Raw genomic sequence first — 16,965 nt, 5'->3', positions numbered from 1 at the left:
TTTAGTCCCATTCCAGGCCGCCACGCCGCCATACGTACGCGTACGCGACGAAGACGGTGAGCACGAAGAGCAGCATCTCCACGAGCCCGAAAATCCCCAGCGCGTCGAAGGTGACGGCCCAGGGGTAAAGGAAGACGATCTCGATGTCGAAGACGATGAAGAGCATCGCCGTCAGGTAGTACTTGATCGGGAATCGCCCGCCGCCGGCCGGAGTCGGCGTCGGCTCGATACCGCACTCATACGCCTCGAGCTTGGCGCGGTTGTACCGCTTTGGACCGATAAGCGTGGCCATGACCACGGAGAAGATCGCAAAGCCTGCCCCGAGGGCTCCCAGCACGAGGATGGGCGCATAGGCGTTCACGCTCCTCGCTCCTCTCAGTCGGCACTGACTGTTGGCGGTTGCATCGGACCGCGACCACCCACCACGACCCGAAGATCGCTTACATGTGAAGCAGGTCACAAGCCCAACTGCCGTGCATCTTATGCCCGCCGGTCTGTGATCTGCGACACGGGGTGCGACAACGGCTTTGTGATCTCCACCACCTGACGAAGGATCATGAAGTCGGATGAGCGGTGATCTTCATACGCGAAGCGCCTGAGTGATCACCAGAGGTGACATCTCAGCGAGTTACCGCTGGTCGGGAGGGGGTCGCCCTATCAAGCGATAGCCGCCGCAAGCAAATTGGCGCTGGACGCGCTGGCTTGATAGTGGCGGCTCATTCACACTTTGGCGGGAGAGGTGTGGACGGGAGTGGACAACCGCGGACGCGTGCGCCGATTCACTAGCGGCCGGAGCCGCAGCCACACGAAGACGACATGAGGGCGGATCCACTTCCCGTAGACGGGCGGATCGACTTCCCGTAGACGGGCAGATCGACTTCCCGTAGACGGGCGGGTCGACTTCCCGTAGGCGGGCGGGTCGACTTCCCGCATGCGGGCGGATCGGCACCCCGTCGGCACCGACCCGTCACCGTTCCCCCATACGGGCAACACCCCTGAATTCTTCGGAAGATCTCAGGAAGGTCTCGGCTGGATCTCAGAGAGATCCCCAGGGGTTTCCCCTGTGACCTGCGCCACACGACCCCGCGCGGGCGAGAAACCGGGCTTGGCCAACCGGCTCAACCGGTGGTAGACCGGGGGCAATTCGGGCGTATCGCAGAAAACCCATGATCACAGGCGTGATCGCCGTTGTCCGCATTGCCCGTTACGGCGTCAATAAGAAGTGACACGCCCGGGATTCGGGGCCCTCACGAGCAACTGTGGCGCAGCCCACGTTTCTTGATGGGAACCCTGACTCCCTGATAGCGGTTGTTCTCATGTCCCACACCGCTCACATACCCAGCCACCGGAAGCCCCGTCGCAGCGCCTCGAAGATGGCCCTGCGCGCCGGAGTTGCCGGTGGCGTCCTCAGCACCCTGGCAGTGGCCGCGGCCGCCGGTACGGCGAACGCCGCCGAGCCGGTGACCGAGACCATCGAAATGCCCACGCTCACCGCGGACCTCTCCACGCAGATCGCGCAGTCCGCTGAGGTCACGCAGCAGACCGCCGACAGCTACGAGCTCCGCGCCGAGCAGGACGCGGCCGCCGTGAAGGCCGCCAAGCAGGCCAAGGAAGACCAGGCGAAGGCCGAGGCCAAGGCGAAGGCCAAGGCGGAGGCCGCCGCCAAGAAGAAGGCGGAGGAGGAGCGCGCCTCGCGTTCCGCCGAGCGCACGACGCTCAGCGCCGCCGGCGGCTCCAGCGCCTCGTCCGCCGATGTGGCCGCCCCGGCCAGCGGCAGCGTCGGCTCGGTCGTCAGCTTCCTCAAGGCCCAGCTCGGTGACGCGTACGTCATGGGTGCCTCCGGACCCAACGCCTGGGACTGCTCCAGCCTCGTCCAGGCCGCGTTCAAGCAGGCGGGCGTGGACCTTCCGCGCGTCTCGCAGGACCAGTCGGTCTCCGGTACGCCGGTCTCGCTCGACAGCGTCCAGGTGGGCGACATCCTTTACTGGGGTGGCGCGGGTTCCGCGTACCACGTGGGTGTGTACATCGGTAACGGCCAGTACCTCGACGCGGCCAACCCCGGCAAGGGCGTTGTCATCCAGGACCTGTCGGGCTACCCCGCCGACGGCGCCGTGCGCGTCCTCTGAGGGCCCTCACAGCTACGTGGAAGGGCCGGGAACCCCGCTGGGGGGGTTCCCGGCCCTTCTGTGCGCTCAGCGAGCCGCGTGCCTCAGTGAGCCCCGCAAAGCCGTGCGCCTCAGCCCTTCGGCGACAACTCGCCCATCTCGGACCAGCTGTTGCCCGGGATCTCGGTGTGGATGATCTCGGGCTTCGAGGCGATCGCCTCGGACATCGTCTCCATGGCCGCCTTGAAGTGGTCGGAGCCGACGTGCGCGGCGCCTGCCTCCTGGGAGGCGAAGCCCTCCAGGAGTACGAACTGGTGGGGGTCGTCGACGCTGCGGGACCACTCGTAGAAGAGGTTGCCCTCCTCCGCGCGGGTGGCCCGGGTGAACTCGGCGGTCCGCTCCAGCCAGGTGTCGGCGTGCTCGGGGCGGATCGTGAACTTGACGGCGATGAAAATCATGCCGCCAGCCTCGTACCACCCACGCGGTCAGGGCAAATCGGGACAGAGCCTCACGCCTTCGGCGCCACCTTGCTCAGGCCGTTGATGATGCGGTCCATCGCGTCGCCGCCCGTCGGATCGGTGAGGTTGGCGAGCATCTTCAGCGTGAAGCGCATCAGCATCGGGTGCGTCAGGCCGCGCTGCGTGGCGATCTTCATGACCTTCGGGTTGCCGATGAGCTTCACGAAGGCGCGGCCCAGCGTGTAGTAGCCGCCGTAGGTGTCCTTGAGGACCTTCGGGTAGCGCTGGAGGGCGAGTTCGCGCTGGCCGGGGGTCTGGCGGGCGTGCGCCTGGACGATGACGTCCGCCGCGATCTGCCCGGACTCCATGGCGTACGCGATGCCCTCGCCGTTGAAGGGGTTCACCATGCCGCCCGCGTCGCCCACCAGGAGCAGGCCCTTGGTGTAGTGCGGCTGGCGGTTGAAGGCCATCGGCAGGGCGGCGCCGCGGATCGGCATCGTCATGTTGTCCGGGGTGTAGCCCCACTCCTCGGGCATCGAGGCGCACCAGGCCTTCAACACCTCGCGCCAGTCCAGCTCCTTGTAGGCGGACGACGAGTCGAGGATGCCGAGGCCGACGTTCGACGTGCCGTCGCCCATGCCGAAGACCCAGCCGTAGCCGGGAAGGAGCCGGTCCTCGGCGCCACGCCGGTCCCACAGCTCCAGCCAGGACTCCAGGTAGTCGTCGTCGTGGCGGGGCGAGGTGAAGTACGTACGGACCGCGACGCCCATCGGACGGTCCTCGCGGCGGTGCAGGCCCATCGCGAGGGACAGCCGCGTCGAGTTGCCGTCGGCGGCGACCACCAGCGGAGCGTGGAAGGTGACCGGGGTCTTCTCCTCACCGAGCTTGGCGTGCACGCCGGTGATGCGGCCCGTGCGGTCGTCGATGATCGGGGCGCCGACGTTGCAGCGCTCGTACAGGCGGGCGCCCGCCTTCTGTGCCTGGTTGGCGAGCTGCTCGTCGAAGTCGTCGCGCTTACGGACCAGGCCGTAGTTCGGGTAGGCGGCGAGATCGGGCCAGTCGAGCTGGAGCCGGACACCGCCCCCGATGATGCGCAGACCCTTGTTCCGCAGCCAGCCCGCCTCCTCGGAGATGTCGATGCCCATCGACACGAGCTGTTTGGTGGCGCGGGGCGTGAGGCCGTCGCCGCAGACCTTCTCCCTGGGGAACGCGGTCTTCTCCAGGAGGAGTACGTCGAGTCCGGCCTTGGCCAGGTAGTAGGCGGTCGTGGAACCGGCTGGCCCGGCCCCGACGACGATCACATCAGCGGTGTGTTCGGTGAGGGGCTGGGGCTCGGTCACGGCGGGTTCTCCCCAAGGCTCGAAATCTGTGTGCCGGCGGGCACGGGTTATGGGCAGTCTATGCAGCGGTACTGATCCGCCAGCCGAAGGGCCACCCGTGACAAAGCAGGCACTGCCGACCATGACCCTGCCCGTCGTACACCTGCGCGTCCCGACGCACGAGGACGCCTTCGTCTGGCACCGGCTCTTCGACGACCCGGACGTCATGGAGTTCTTCGGCACCGGCGCATCGGCCGAGCTCTCCGTGTACGAGGAGCTCACCGCCCGGCAGCGCAGACACGACGCCGAACTCGGCATCTGCCTCTGGACGTTGCTCGACGCGGACGGCGAGCCGATCGGCTTCACCGGAGCACAGCCGTGGCCGCGCGACTGGGGGCCCACGGGCGAGATCGAGATCGGCTGGCGGCTCTCCAGGGCCGCCTGGGGGAAGGGGTACGCGACCGCCGCCGCGCAGGCCACCCTGGAGCGGGCGCGCACGGCGGGCGTACCGGACGTGGTGGCGATGGTCGACGCCCGTAACGAACGGTCCATCGCGGTGACCCGCCGGCTCGGCATGGAGCTGGCCGAGACCTTCATGTCGCCGGGCACGGACCGGGTGGCACGCTGCTTCCGGCTCGCGCTGTAGCGGGTCTGCCCGGCGCGGTGCTCCAGCGCAGGCGCACCCGTCGGCCGCTGACCCGCTCAGCCGTCGATCCGCTCAGCCGTCGATCCGCTCGGCCACCGGCCCGCTCAGCCGTTGAGCCGCCAGTGGTCGAGCGCGGTCCCGTGGATCTTCTCGCCCTCGCCCGCGGGCCAGTGGTCCGCGCGCCAGGAGAGCAGGATGGCGTACTCGGTGCCGTTGTCCGCGACGTAACTCTGGTTCAGCGCATGGATCTCGCGGCCCGCCCCGTCGGTGTAGGTGTACTCCCAGATCGCGCCAGGGCGCCCCTGGAAGGTGTTCGGCTCAAGACGGATCCGCTGGTAGTCCGACTTCTTCGGGTCCTTCTTGGCGTCCTTCTCGATCGTCGTGAAGTTCTCGTACGAGGTGTACGGGGCGCTGGGGACCACGCCGACGATGAACCCCTCCGGGCCGGTCGACCCGGCGTACACGATCTGGCCCGGCCTCTCCTCGCCCTGCCGGGTCCAGCCTTCGGGCACGGCGAACTCGAAGCCGCTCACGTCGGACACCAGGTCGGAGTCCGCGGGCAGTTCGGGTGCGTCGTCCAGGGCGTCCGGGCTCGCGCTCGGCTCGGCCGGGCTCTCCGTGTCCTGTGTAGGGGTGGCCGATGGGGATGGCGAGGGCGGCGGCGTGGGGTCCTCGGTCCTGCTGACGGCGGGCTTGTCGTCCTTGCCTCCGGCCTTGTCCGCCGAGCCGTCGTCGTCGTTCTGCCAGAGCAGGACCCCGGCCGCGATACCGCTGCCGATGAGAAAGGCGGCGGCGAGGGTGCCGACCCAGACCGCGGTGCGGCGGGACGCGGGCGAGGCGGGCGGCTGTTGGCGCAGCTGGAAGGTGTGGGGGTCGTAGGGGGTGGGGGCGTGGGGGGTGGGGTCGTAGGCGGCGGGGGCGTAGGCGGGTGCCGGGGTAACCGCGGGTGCGGGAACGCCAGTTGAAGCGGGGCCTACTGGCCCTACGGAGCCGACAGCGCCCTCGGTGGGGGCGTCGGCCACAGAGCCGGGAGCGCCGGGAGCGCTGGTCGCACCAAGGGCACTCGCGGGACCGCCGTACGGCATCGGCGGGACCGGTGGCATCGGCGTCGCGTCGAGCCCCGTCCGCTGCCCCGTCATCTGCAGCAGGAACGGCGCGATGAGCGCGGCGCCGAAGGCCCAGAGCAGGCCGAACAGGAGCGCGTCCGGCACGCTCACGCCCGTTTCGAAGCTGCCGTTGCCCGAGCCGCTGCCGCCTGCGCCGCCACCGAACTGCGAGGACGCGCTTCCGGTCGCGTCGATGCTGAAGCCGCCGACCCCGGCGATGAGCAGGAAGAGCCCGAAGAAGACACCGGCGGCGAGCAGTTGCTCTCCCCGGTGCGCGGAGCGGCGCGCGGCAAGGAGGCCGAGGACCAGCGCGCTCACGAGCCCGAGCGTCAACGCCCCCATGATCGCCCAGGCGTTGGTGACGTCGCCCAGCTCCGAGAGCCCGAAGGACTCGCTCTCGTAGCCACCTCCAAACGCCGAACTACTGCCCTCCACCGATGCCTTGAGCGGTGCTCCCCACCCGAGCCCGAGGGCCGCGATGCCGAGGTTCGGCAGCAGGAGCAGGGCGATGAGCAGGGGGGAGACATCGGCATCTTCGAGGTCGGCGACGCCTTCGAGGTCGTCGACCTGGGCGAGGCTGATGAACGCGACGACCGAGCAGAGGGCCAGTACGACCGCGAGCGCGCGCAGTGCGGTGCCGGTGGCACGGAACGCCGCCTGCCAACCCGGCCGCACGGCCAGCCAGTGGGCCAGGTCGTGGCGGTGCAGCACTCCGCAGGTGACAGCGGCCGCGAGGAGGAGCGCGCCGAGCGCGGCGAGCACAGGTGACGACGAGAGTTCGACGCCCTCGATCTCGGGCTGCGCGAAGAGGCTGAGCACGAGAGTGGCCACGGTCACCAACAGGCTGACACGCACGGCCGCTTCGAGCCCGGCGGTGCCTCCGCCCTGCCCGCCGGTACGCAGGAGTACGCGGCTGCGCAGGATGCGTACGCCGATGAAGAGGGCCCCGATCCACAGGGCGGTGACGGTGAGCGGGATGAGGTGGAGCGAGGCGCTGCCGTCGAAGGCGACGTCGACGCTGGAGCTCTCGCCGCCGAAGAGGGACGACTGCTGGCGCTCGCTTCCCGACATCTCGAAGCCGCCGCCCACGGCCTGGAGCAGCAGCGCGAGGGCGATCCGTAGCCGGTCGCCGAACCCGACGACCACGTCGCCGTCGCCTTGCCCGTAGGAGGGGATGGCGAACGCGACAGCCGCGACGAGCACCAGTCCCACGGGCCACAGGGCGGCTTGGGCGGCTCCCGCCCAGTCTCCTCGGAACGACCTCCCGAGGAAGGCACCGAGCGGGGAGGGCCCTGCGGGCGCCGCGGGGACGTGTGGGGGCGGGGGTGGGGATGCGGGGGCGGCTGGAAGTGCGGGAGCAGGGAGGGAAGTTGCGGTGTACCCGGGCCCGGCAGGCGTGCTTTCGGGCGCGTCACTGGCACTCGTGTCCCCGGCAGGCGCGTCCCCGGCGGGTGCGTCAGCCCCGGCGGGCGCATCAGCCTCGGGCCCCACCGACGCCGCGTCGGCGGAAGCGGAAGCGGAAGCGGAAGTCGGATCGCCCAGTTCTGCCGCAGGCAGTTCCGCGGGCCCCGCGTCCACCGTCGTGTCACGCGGACGCTCTCGCCCGCATCTCATGCAGAAGCGGGCCTCGTCAGGGGTGGGTGCCCCGCAGTGAGGGCAGTACGACGCCATGGGAACGCTCCGTCATTGGGGAGATGACCAGATGGAACCGACCCGTGCCGAGTGATCCCGCGGCGGCCGATGCGACAGAGCGGATTCGCATCGACCACGCCGCGTCGGCGGAGTCGTATCACAACGGACACATCTTGCCCGGCGGCTGGTTCCCGTCAACTCGGTTCACAACGAAGGATTTCGCGCGCTACCCGTTCGGGTGTCCCCCCAGCGGGTCCTAGGCCTTGAAGCCCCGGTGCAGGGCCACGATCCCGCCCGTCAGATTCCGCCACGCCACCTTCGACCAGCCCGCGTCACGCAGCAGCGCGGCCAGCGTCGGCTGGTCCGGCCAGGAGCGGATGGACTCCGCGAGGTAGACGTACGCGTCGGGGTTGGAGGAGACCGCGCGCGCCACCGGCGGCAGGGCCCGCATCAGATACTCCTCGTAGACCGTGCGGAACGGCGCCCATGTCGCGTGCGAGAACTCGCAGATGACGACCCGGCCGCCCGGCTTCGTCACGCGGTACATCTCCCGCAGCGCCTGGTCCGTCTCGTGGACGTTGCGCAGGCCGAAGGAGATCGTGACGGCGTCGAACGTGTCGTCCTTGAACGGCAGCTTCGTCGCGTCCCCCGCCGTGAACGGCATCCAGGGGTGGCGCGCCTTGCCGACCTGGAGCATGCCGAGCGAGAAATCGCAGGGCACGACGTACGCTCCCGCGCGGGCGAAGGGCTGCGACGAGGTCGCCGTGCCCGCGGCGAGGTCGAGCACCTTCTGCGCGGGGCGCGCGTCGACCGCCTTCGCGACCTCCTTGCGCCACAGCCTCGCCTGTCCGAGCGACAGCACGTCGTTCGTCAGGTCGTACCGTTCCGCCACGTCGTCGAACATCGAGGCGACTTCGTGCGGCTGCTTGTCCAGGGTGGCTCGGGTCACCCGGCCATTGTGTCAGGCCGGTCTTCTGCCTTGGCCGCGGCCCGCTTCGCCTGCGGCGGGCTTTCTCGCCTGCGGCGGGCTTTCTCGCCTGCGGCGGGCTTTCTCGCCTGCGGCGGGCTCTTCGCCGGGGCCTCTGCCCGGCGGGGCCCGCCGGCGGGTGCGGGTCCGTGGTGGTTGCTCGCGCCCACGCGGCGGAGCCGCATATCGACACAGCCCCGCGCCCCTGAGGCGCCCCTGCGGGGCTGCCTCAGCGGGCGCGGTACACCATGCGGCCTGCGATCACCGTCGCCGCGCACGTCGTCGCGCCCTGTCGCACCAGCTCGGCTCGGCTCGGTACGTCGAAGACCGCGAAGCGCGCCGGGCCGCCCTCCGTCAAAGGCGGCAGGAGGACCAGTGGGGTCGGCGACAGGGACACGGGGCCCTGCAGCCGCTCCGGGCGGCGGCCGATCGCCAGGCCCGCCCTGCGGACGGTGTCGAGGACCGGCCTGGCCTGCAGTTCGCCCGCCACCGCCACCGTGCCGTGGGCGAACAGGCGCTGTACGCCCCGGCGTGCGCTCGCGCCCAGGCGGGACGGGACGGCGCGGAAGAGGGCCCGCGCGCGCTCCCCGCCGATGGGCTCCGTGCCGAACTCGTCCGCCTCGCGCGGGTCGGGGTGATAGGTGGCTTCGAGGAGTTCGGGGCCGTACACGTTGAGCAGGCCCGGCGTGAGGATGCCGGGCCAGCGCCGGACGCGGGCCGCCGGGTCCGCGGCGGCCAGTTCCTCGTACGGGCCGACGGCGGCGATGTTCGCCCCGTCGACCAGGACCGCCGCTTCCGGCGTCCCCTCGGCGACGTGAAGTGTGCGCACGGCGGCCTCAGTTGCTGGCGAGGAGCTTCAGCTCGGGGTGGGCCGTGCCACCCTCGATCGCCGTGGAGGAGATGTGCGAGGCGACGCGGTCGTCGGTCGGGTCGTTCGCCGGGTCGTCGTGCACGACGAGGTGCTCGTACGTCGTGGCGCGCTGGGCCGGGACGCGGTCCGCGGTGCGGATCATGTCGATCATGTCGCGCAGGTTGTTGCGGTGCTTGGCACCGGCGGAGGAGACGACGTTCTCCTCCAGCATCACCGAGCCGAGGTCGTCCGCGCCGTAGTGCAGGGTGAGCTGCCCTGCCTCCTTGCCGGTGGTCAGCCAGGAACCCTGGATGTGGGCCACGTTGTCGAGGAAGATCCGCGAGATCGCGATCATGCGGATGTACTCGAAGATGCTGGCCTGCGTCCGGCCCTTGAGGTGGTTGTTCTCGGGCTGGTACGTGTACGGGATGAAGGCCCGGAAGCCCCCGGTCCGGTCCTGTACGTCGCGGATCATCCGCAGGTGCTCGATGCGCTCGGCGTTGGTCTCGCCCGTGCCCATGAGCATCGTGGACGTGGATTCCACCCCGAGGCCGTGCGCGATCTCCATGATCTCCAGCCAGCGCTCGCCGCTCTCCTTGAGCGGGGCGATGGCCTTGCGCGGGCGCGCCGGGAGCAGCTCGGCGCCGGCGCCGGCGAAGGAGTCGAGCCCGGCGGCGTGGATCCGCTTGATCGCCTCCTCGGCGGAGACCTTCGAGATGCGGGCCATGTGCTCGATCTCGGAGGCGCCGAGGGAGTGGATGACCAGCTGCGGGAAGTTCTTCTTGATCGCCGAGAAGTGCTCTTCGTAGTACTCGACGCCGAAGTCCGGGTGGTGCCCGCCCTGGAACATGACCTGGGTGCCACCGAGCTCGACGGTCTCCGCGCAGCGGCGCAGGATGTCGTCGAGGTCGCGCGTCCAGCCCTTCTTGGTGTCCTTCGGGGCGGCGTAGAAGGCGCAGAACTTGCACGCCGTCACGCAGACGTTCGTGTAGTTGATGTTCCGCTCGATGATGTACGTCGCGATGTGCTCGGTCCCGGCGTACCGGCGGCGGCGGATCGCGTCGGCGGCGGAGCCGAGCGCGTGCAGCGGGGCATCGCGGTAGAGGTCGAGCGCCTCTTCGGCGCTGATCCGCCCACCTGCGGCGGCACGGTCGAGGACGGACTGAAGGTCGGCCTTCTCGGTCACCGGGGCGTCCCTTTCGTAAGGGTTGGGGGCGGACTGATTCAGCGTACGCCAGCCGATTCCGGCACCCGACGTCAGGCGGCGTACGCCCCCATGAGGAGCCCCACGAAGGCTCCGCCGATCAGGAACGGCCCGAACGGGATCGCCGTCCTGCGTCCGGCGCGGCGGGCGATGACGAGCCCCGTCCCGTAGAGGGCGGCGAGCAGGAACCCGGCGAAGGTGCCGAGCAGCACCGCGCCCCACCCGTACCAGCCGAGGACGGCCCCGAGCCCGAGCGCCAGCTTCACGTCACCGAAGCCCATGCCGTTCGGGCTGATGAGGAAGAGCACGAAGTACGCGCCGCCGAGCCCCAGCGCCCCGTACAGGGCGTGGATCCAGGAACCGGCGTGCTCGGGAAGCAGCGCGGCCCCCGCCAGGAGCACGAGCGCGGACACGGCGAGCGGAAGCGTCAGCACGTCGGGCAGCCGGTGCACTCCGAAGTCCACGACGGCCAGCAGTACGCCGACGGGTGCGAGCAGCAGCCAGACGGCGAGCTCGGGCCGGGCGCCGGTGGCCGCGGCGATGGCGGCGCAGACGAGGGCAGTGGAGAGGGCGACGGTGAGGGTGCGCGGCCCGATGCGGGTGCCCTCCCCGCACCGCGCGAGCCCCACCCAGCCGCCGAGGGGATGCCCGTCGGGGCACTCGGCGCGCCAGGCCTCGTCGGGCGCCACGGACAGCCGGTAGGCGGCGCGGGGCACGAGGAGTCCGGCGGCGGCGCCCCAGAGGGCACCGCCGACGACGACGTACAGGAACGGGTCCAACGGTTCACTCTCTAGACGCGGCGAGACGGGCGGGTGGGCGGGTGCGCGGGAGACATCCGCCGCGAAGCGGCGGCCTCGAATCCGCCCCACCCCCCCCGCAGCAAGAGAACTACCCGACGGCGGAAAGCCCACTACGCCAGGTAGGAAGCAACTCGTCCAGCAAGGCTTCCGTACGGGGCGGCACGCCTCGAGCCCCGCTCCGGGCAACGAGATCGGCGGCGACGGCCTGGAGCCGCGCGGGGTCGCCCACCGCGTGGGTGGCCCGCAGCAGCTCGTTCCAGAGCCGTTCGTCGCCCGGCGCGGAGTTCAGCGAGGCGTTCAGCGCCTCGATGGCCTTCTCCGCGCGCTGCTTCTCCAGGTGGAACTCGGAGAGGGCGAGCCCGATGTCGGCCACGAGCAGCGGCAGCTGCGCGTCGATGATCTCGTGCGTGAGCCACGCGTACCGCCCCTGCGGCCGGTCCGCGAGCAGCGGCCCCCGGACGAGCACCAGAGCGTCGGTGAGCATCCGCCCGCGCACGGCACGGCTGTTGGCACCGCGGCCCTGAGTCGCCTCGTGGTACAGCGACCGCAGTACGTCCAGGTCGGAGACCACGGACTTGGCGAGCGTGAGCCGCCCGCTGCCGTCTGCCCGCAGCCGGGGCGTCCCGTCGGGCTCGGTGCCGAGCCACTCCCGCAGCCGCTCGATGAGCGCGTCCCGTACGTCCTCGGTGACGCCCCGCGGCCACAGCGCGGAGGAGAGCACCCGCGGGTGCACGCCCTCACGGTGCAGCAGGAGCAGCGCGAGCGCCTCGTGCATCAGCGGGCTGCGCTCGCCGTCCGGCGTTTCGAGGCCGATGATCTCGTACGTACCGACCAGGCGGGCGTAGACCGCGGGCCTGCCCTGCTCGGTGACGTCGACGAGGAACGGCGGCGTGACCCCCGTACGCCCGGAACCGGAACTTGCAGTGCCGCCCTCGCCCGGATCGGCGTCGACGAACAGCTCGACGACGGCCCGCTGCTGGGCCTCGGGCAGCGCCTGCGCCTCCAGTTCGAGCCCGAGCAGCGGGGCGAGCAGCTTGCCCCCGGGGGTGATCTCCATCTCCCAGGCGGCGCCCGGCAGGTCACCGGACTCGGTGCCGACCAGATATCCGATGCCCAACCGGCTCGCGTCGGCGGCCAGTTCGGCGAGCTTCACCGCGTCGTCCCCGGTGGGCTCGGCGGCGAGCAGCACCAGGTGCGGCGCCCAGCGGGTGTGCTGGGCGGGCCCCGTACGACCGGTGAGGACCGAGTCGTGCCCGGCGGCACCCAGTGCGCCCCGCCGCTGCCGCGTCTCGGCCTCCATCGTCTCGATGAGCGCCTCGATGTCCTCGAGGTGCCGCAGCCGGTTGGGCGCGAGCGGCGTCAGGTCCTGCCCGAAGCCGACGAGGGTGATGGTCATGCGGTCGGACCAGCCGTTGGTGGCGAGCTCGGCGGCGACGGAGGCGAAGACGGCGGCGCGGTCGGCCTCGGTCCCGCTCAGCGACACGACACCGGGCACGGCCTCGAGATTGAGCAGCAGCCGCGAGTCGTCGAGCGTTCCCAGGCTGACGAGACCCGGGTAGGGAGCGGCGGTTTCCGTCTCCTCGTACCGCTCGGCATCGGTGCGCGCCAGCATCCAGAACGTCTGGTCCTGCCCCAATTGCCAAGGAGCGGGCGGCCGTCCGGCGGGCTGGGCGAGCTGGAGGTGCAGGTCGCCGTTGCTGAGCCAGGCGGCGTAGACGGTCGGCAGTGCCCGCGATTCCTCGGCGAGCGCGGCGGCGAGGCCGCGGAGCGACAGATCGAGCAGCCGTACGCCCTCGGGGTCGGCGCCCACGAGCAGCGCGTCCTGCACATCGGCGGCGCCCCCGGTCGGCGTCGGGGGCTCCATGCCGCGCCGGCCACCGACGGCGCCCATGGCCGACTGCCACAGCGCGTGCCGGCGGCGGCGTCCGAGAGCGCCGAGGAGCCCGGCGGCGAGGAGGGGCGCACCGATGAGAGCCTCGGGCAGCCCGAAGGAGGATTCCTCGGACTGGCTGGCGGCGACGGGAGTTTCCTGCTGCCCCTGCCCCTTGCCCGCGTCGGAGGGCCGCTGCTCGGGGATGGTGATGTGCGCGGTGTCACGGTCGCCGGAGCCGGATCCGGAGCCGCTGCCGCCCTGCTCCTGGGAGCCGCCGCCCTGCTGGCCGCCGCCCTGCTGCTGGTCCCCGGACTTGGCGTAGTCGGAGATCTGCTCCTTGACGTCCTGCGAGACCTTGGGCGCCTCGTCGGGCATCTCGACGAGTTCGCCGCCGTGCGCGTCCGCGGGCATCTCCATGATCCAGCCGGGCCGGATGAGGCTGGCCTCGGACAGGCGGGACCCGTCGGGCTGCTCGCGGTCCTTGTTCAGCTGGTAGATCTCCTTGTACCGCCGCCCGTCCCCGAGGTGCCGCTCGGCGATCTCCCACATGGAGTCGTGGTGACGGCCCTCGGGAGGCTGGATCCGGTAGTACTTCGTGTCCCCGTCCTTGGCGGTGCTACCCGCGTGGGCGGCGGCCTGCTCGGCCTGCTCGGCGACGGCGCTCGCGGCGCTCTGCGCCTGCTCCTGCCCGAAGAGCCCGCCGGGCGTCTGCTGGGCGGAAGCGGCGGACGCGGGCTTCTGGTTGCCCTCCAGCGACTGCCCGAACTGCGAGAGCCCCGGCGTGAAACTGGCCGCGGTCGCGCCCACGAGAAGCAGCGCGGCGACGAGCTGACGCGCGAGCAGCTGACTGCCACCGGCACCGGGAACGCGACCCGGCATCCCGACCCCGGAGAGCGCGGCCTTGACCTCGACCAGCACGCAGGCGGTGAACTGGGCCCAGGCGAGCCAGACGACGACGGTCAGTACATTGATGAACGTCCCGACCGTGATCTCCTGCTGCAACCAGTCCAGCGAGGGCATACCGCCCGGGAGAGGCCACCCCACGACGATCGCGAGGGCGCCAGGCACGCCGAAGACGAGCGCGGCCAACGCGACAAAGGCGAGGAACGCCTTGACGAAGTCCCCGAACGTACGACGACGCCGGGGCAGCGGCTGCGGCGTCCGATTCCGTGGAGCCGACGGGCCGCCTGTCGAACTTGATGTGGTGCGCGCCATGGCGGGAGTCCTGTTGTCCTCTGAGAGGGAGCGGGTGGGGATCAGCGGTCTGTGCCGCGGTGGGCTGAGCGTACTGAGGCGATGGTACGGAAGGGGCCGGAGGTCATACAGGGGCAGCGGCTGCCGGGGGCGCCTGCGGGCTTCGACGGCCGCCCCTTTCCTCCCGGGTTGCACGGTAGGCCCACCTATCCCCGCACGAGGCGGACGTCCCGCCTCGTCCCGCCGAACACCCACCCAGGTCGGGCATCCCCGGCCATTCACCCCCGCCCGTAACAGCTCCGGCACGGATTCGCTGCGCCCGGGTAGCACTTGGGGCCCGCCGGCTTCCGTTCGCTTCCGCTCACTTCCGTCATCGCACGGAACGCGAGAACCTTCACAAAGCCCACCAGTACCGGAAACCCACGCCTGGTAGCGTCATCCGGCTCCATTCTCTCCTGCAACAAGTCCAACGCTGTCGAACCCTGGGGGACTGCAATCGTGGCCCGTCGCACTGTGCCCGTCGTCGCCGCTCTGCTGGCTGGCGCGACCTTGCTCCTGAGTGCCTGTGGGGGTGGTGGGGACGACAGTCCCTCGGATGAGATCGAGGGGGCGGGCAACGGGTCGGCCAAGCCGACGCCCACCGCGTCGGAGTCGTCGGACGTCGACCGGCCCGAGATCACGCTGCCCAAGTCCTTCGAGGCCGACTTCCAAGGCTGGACGGACAGCGACCCCAAGATCCAGTCCATCCTGAACGACGGCAAGGAGCGGCTGCGCGGGACGTACGCCGCGATCGGTGAAGCCGACCCCAAGGCCGACTACTTGGCCTTCTACAGCGCCCGATCCGCCCTCGCGAGCGGCGAGAAGTGGGTCGAGGGCTACAAGGGGCTGACGATCACCGGCGAGGTCAAGGCCTTCAACCCCGAGGCAGAGATCCGCGAGAAGGGCCGGGCGACTCTCTTCTACTGCGTGGACGAGAGCAAGGGCTTCAGCAAGGACCTCAAGACCGGCAAGAAGGAGGGGACTCCCGAAGGCGAGTCCCCCAAGGTCCAGTACCGCACCGCGCTGGAGAAGAGCGACGACGGCGTCTGGATCACGACTTCGGTAGAGACCGCCCCTGGGGGATGCTGATCATGCGCTCCACTCGCAGCACCATAGGCACCGCCGTGGTCCGGGTCATCGCCCCCTTGGCGATCGCCTCGGCCCTCCTTCCTTCGCCCGCGCTGGCGCTCGGCGGGCCGGGCCACGAAGGCGGCGGCAGCGTGGACGACGAGGGCAACCTCGGGGCCGGTGTCACCCATTCCTCGATCAAGATCTCGTACGAGAGTGGCGGCGACGGGGGTGGCAAGAAGGGGAACCTGGCGCCGATCGACCCCAACTGGAAGCCCCCGGCATGCTGGTACGAGCCCGCCTACACGCCCGAGCAGCTAAAGAAGGCGGCGGAGGCCGGCGAAGTCGACGACGCCGGGATTCACGAGTTCTGGTCGGACTCGCTCTTCATCGATCACTACGACAAAGGCGAGGACAGCAACAACTTCGACGACGAGAACAGTCACGCCGAGGGCTACAAGAACTACAACATCGGCAAGGACGGCTACTTCTGGCGCGGTGTCGCACCGGACGACAGCGACCCGGACTCCTGGGACTGCGGCCGCATCATGTTCTGGCAGGACGCGGGAACGGTCCCCGACATCCCGCACGCCCCCACGCCGAAGATGCTCGCCGAGTACGCCTACGACAAGGTGAAGGTCCCCGACACCGAGGTCGAGCTGAAGCCCGAGGCCAAGTCGACGGTGAATCTGCCCACTTGGGTCTGGCTGGACAAGGGCACCTTCAAGGACGTCAGGGTCCGCGCGGAGCTTCCGAACACGGGCCTGTGGGCGGAGACGACGGCGACGCCGAAGAGCCTCCACCTGGAGCCCGGCACAGCCGACGCCGAGACATTCCCGGCATCGGGCGAATGCAAGATCAACGAAGACGGCAGCATCGGCACGCCCTACACCAAGGGCAAGTCGAAGCAGGACCCTCCGTGCGGCATCAAGTACCTCCGAGCGAGCAACGGAAAGCCGTACCAGCTGAAGGCATCGATCACCTGGGAAATCTCCTGGGAGGGCTCGGGCGGCACAGGCGACACGCTGCCTGACGGCACCTTCGAGACGACCCAGGACATGGACGTCCAGGAGATCCAGTCGATCAACCGCTGACCGGCGCACGAGGAGCAAGGGCGCACCATGGGCACCACAACAACTGGGACGCCCTCGTCGCAGACCTCAACTACATCAAGGAATAACGGCTTCTCCATCCGCGTGGCCTCATCAGCGTCGCTGGACGACTGCGCTGGGGGTGCCGAATCCCAAGTCACGCCCAGCGCCATCGGCAGGATCACGATGCGCGACTTCACGGAAGACTTTCCGATGGACCTGACGTACTGGAGCGAAGACGACTACCGGGACAGCTGGTCCGCGGCCCTGCATGTGCTTGATGAAGGAAGTACCGCCAGTACCTGCCTCATTTCGTCCATCGCAGACCCGACGAACAGCAATTTCATCTTCTGCTGGCCTCTCTACAGGCACGGAGAAGACGTGTACGTCCAGAACTCGCTCATCTTCCTGGACGAACTGACGGAGGAGTTTCTTCCCGAGGAACCATGGCGATCCGTGGAGCCGCGCACAACCGTGGACGAGGACGGAAACAAGATTTCCGAGTGGCAGACGAGCATGGACGAAGTGCGCGCTTTCCTGTCGCTTCCCCAGTGAGGTGGCGCGTCCCCCTGGAGGCTCCGCCGCGTACCAGCTCACGGCCGGGGCACGAGGG

The 16,965-nt window shown here is 70.0% G+C and carries 14 protein-coding genes and 1 pseudogene; 5 read left to right on the top strand and 10 right to left on the bottom strand.

The features are described 5' to 3' along the window. Position 1 precedes the first annotated feature (1 nt). The gene (locus tag ABXJ52_RS21320) at positions 2-361 is read right to left on the bottom strand and encodes an NADH-quinone oxidoreductase subunit A (protein WP_003992243.1); all 360 of its coding nucleotides are present in this window, start codon (positions 359-361) and stop codon (positions 2-4) included. A gap of 955 nt (positions 362-1,316) precedes the next feature. Here ABXJ52_RS21320 and ABXJ52_RS21315 point away from each other — a divergent pair. Next, complete coding sequence (locus tag ABXJ52_RS21315) at positions 1,317-2,126, top strand: C40 family peptidase (RefSeq protein ID WP_367044224.1); 810 nt, start codon at positions 1,317-1,319, stop codon at positions 2,124-2,126. Positions 2,127-2,236: 110 nt separating this feature from the next. Here the strand turns inward: ABXJ52_RS21315 and ABXJ52_RS21310 are convergent, their stop codons facing one another. Then, positions 2,237-2,563: a putative quinol monooxygenase gene (locus ABXJ52_RS21310; RefSeq protein WP_367044223.1), complete on the bottom strand. Its 327-nt coding sequence runs from the start codon at positions 2,561-2,563 to the stop codon at positions 2,237-2,239. Between the two features lie 50 nt (positions 2,564-2,613). Next, complete coding sequence (locus tag ABXJ52_RS21305) at positions 2,614-3,903, bottom strand: geranylgeranyl reductase family protein (RefSeq protein ID WP_367044222.1); 1,290 nt, start codon at positions 3,901-3,903, stop codon at positions 2,614-2,616. Positions 3,904-4,024: 121 nt separating this feature from the next. On the opposite strand from ABXJ52_RS21305, the gene ABXJ52_RS21300 reads away from it, so the two are divergent. Further along, positions 4,025-4,528 carry a GNAT family N-acetyltransferase gene (locus ABXJ52_RS21300; protein WP_367049160.1) on the top strand — a complete coding sequence of 168 codons (504 nt, stop codon included), beginning with the start codon at positions 4,025-4,027 and terminating at the stop codon, positions 4,526-4,528. A gap of 104 nt (positions 4,529-4,632) precedes the next feature. Here ABXJ52_RS21300 and ABXJ52_RS21295 read toward each other — a convergent pair whose 3' ends face one another. The 7 genes and pseudogenes from ABXJ52_RS21295 to ABXJ52_RS21265 form a co-directional block, all read right to left on the bottom strand. Beyond that, positions 4,633-6,846, bottom strand: coding sequence for a hypothetical protein (locus ABXJ52_RS21295; protein WP_367049493.1), 2,214 nt, complete (start codon positions 6,844-6,846; stop codon positions 4,633-4,635). Between the two features lie 390 nt (positions 6,847-7,236). Next, positions 7,237-7,305, bottom strand: a pseudogene (locus ABXJ52_RS21290) (zinc-ribbon domain-containing protein); the annotation flags it as partial. A gap of 217 nt (positions 7,306-7,522) precedes the next feature. Continuing rightward, on the bottom strand, positions 7,523-8,215 hold the full coding sequence (locus tag ABXJ52_RS21285; RefSeq protein WP_367044221.1) for a demethylmenaquinone methyltransferase: 693 nt from the start codon (positions 8,213-8,215) through the stop codon (positions 7,523-7,525). A gap of 247 nt (positions 8,216-8,462) precedes the next feature. Further along, positions 8,463-9,062, bottom strand: a complete 600-nt coding sequence (locus ABXJ52_RS21280; protein ID WP_367044220.1) for a hypothetical protein — start codon at positions 9,060-9,062, stop codon at positions 8,463-8,465. 7 nt (positions 9,063-9,069) lie between these two features. Further along, entirely contained in the window at positions 9,070-10,269 is a 1,200-nt protein-coding gene (mqnC, locus tag ABXJ52_RS21275) for a cyclic dehypoxanthinyl futalosine synthase (RefSeq protein ID WP_367044219.1), read from the bottom strand. A gap of 71 nt (positions 10,270-10,340) precedes the next feature. Next, on the bottom strand, positions 10,341-11,066 hold the full coding sequence (locus tag ABXJ52_RS21270; protein WP_367044218.1) for an A24 family peptidase: 726 nt from the start codon (positions 11,064-11,066) through the stop codon (positions 10,341-10,343). A 109-nt stretch (positions 11,067-11,175) separates the two neighbouring features. Beyond that, positions 11,176-14,175, bottom strand: coding sequence for a BTAD domain-containing putative transcriptional regulator (locus ABXJ52_RS21265; protein WP_367044217.1), 3,000 nt, complete (start codon positions 14,173-14,175; stop codon positions 11,176-11,178). 477 nt (positions 14,176-14,652) lie between these two features. Here ABXJ52_RS21265 and ABXJ52_RS21260 point away from each other — a divergent pair, with 477 nt between their 5' ends. From ABXJ52_RS21260 to ABXJ52_RS21250, 3 genes are read left to right on the top strand one after another with little or no spacing between them, the layout of a single operon-like run. After that, on the top strand, positions 14,653-15,282 hold the full coding sequence (locus ABXJ52_RS21260) for a hypothetical protein (RefSeq protein WP_367044216.1): 630 nt from the start codon (positions 14,653-14,655) through the stop codon (positions 15,280-15,282). A gap of 2 nt (positions 15,283-15,284) precedes the next feature. Beyond that, on the top strand, positions 15,285-16,355 hold the full coding sequence (locus ABXJ52_RS21255) for a hypothetical protein (RefSeq protein ID WP_367044215.1): 1,071 nt from the start codon (positions 15,285-15,287) through the stop codon (positions 16,353-16,355). Positions 16,356-16,382: 27 nt separating this feature from the next. Then, entirely contained in the window at positions 16,383-16,907 is a 525-nt protein-coding gene (locus ABXJ52_RS21250; RefSeq protein WP_367044214.1) for a hypothetical protein, read from the top strand. The last annotated feature ends 58 nt before the right edge of the window (positions 16,908-16,965 follow it).

This window comes from Streptomyces sp. Je 1-332 (assembly GCF_040730185.1).
Lineage (GTDB): Bacteria > Actinomycetota > Actinomycetes > Streptomycetales > Streptomycetaceae > Streptomyces.
Note: the sequence above shows the minus strand (reverse complement) of the source record. Positions and strands in the feature narration are given on the sequence as shown.

Excerpts from the sequence above, each read along its gene's own strand:
- ABXJ52_RS21315 (WP_367044224.1), top strand. The coding sequence starts at position 1,317 with ATGTCCCACACCGCTCACATACCCAGCCACCGGAAGCCCCGTCGCAGC.
- ABXJ52_RS21265 (WP_367044217.1), bottom strand. The coding sequence starts at position 14,175 with ATGGCGCGCACCACATCAAGTTCGACAGGCGGCCCGTCGGCTCCACGG.
- ABXJ52_RS21310 (WP_367044223.1), bottom strand. The coding sequence starts at position 2,563 with ATGATTTTCATCGCCGTCAAGTTCACGATCCGCCCCGAGCACGCCGAC.
- ABXJ52_RS21250 (WP_367044214.1), top strand. The coding sequence starts at position 16,383 with ATGGGCACCACAACAACTGGGACGCCCTCGTCGCAGACCTCAACTACA.
- ABXJ52_RS21300 (WP_367049160.1), top strand. The coding sequence starts at position 4,025 with ATGACCCTGCCCGTCGTACACCTGCGCGTCCCGACGCACGAGGACGCC.
- ABXJ52_RS21255 (WP_367044215.1), top strand. The coding sequence starts at position 15,285 with ATGCGCTCCACTCGCAGCACCATAGGCACCGCCGTGGTCCGGGTCATC.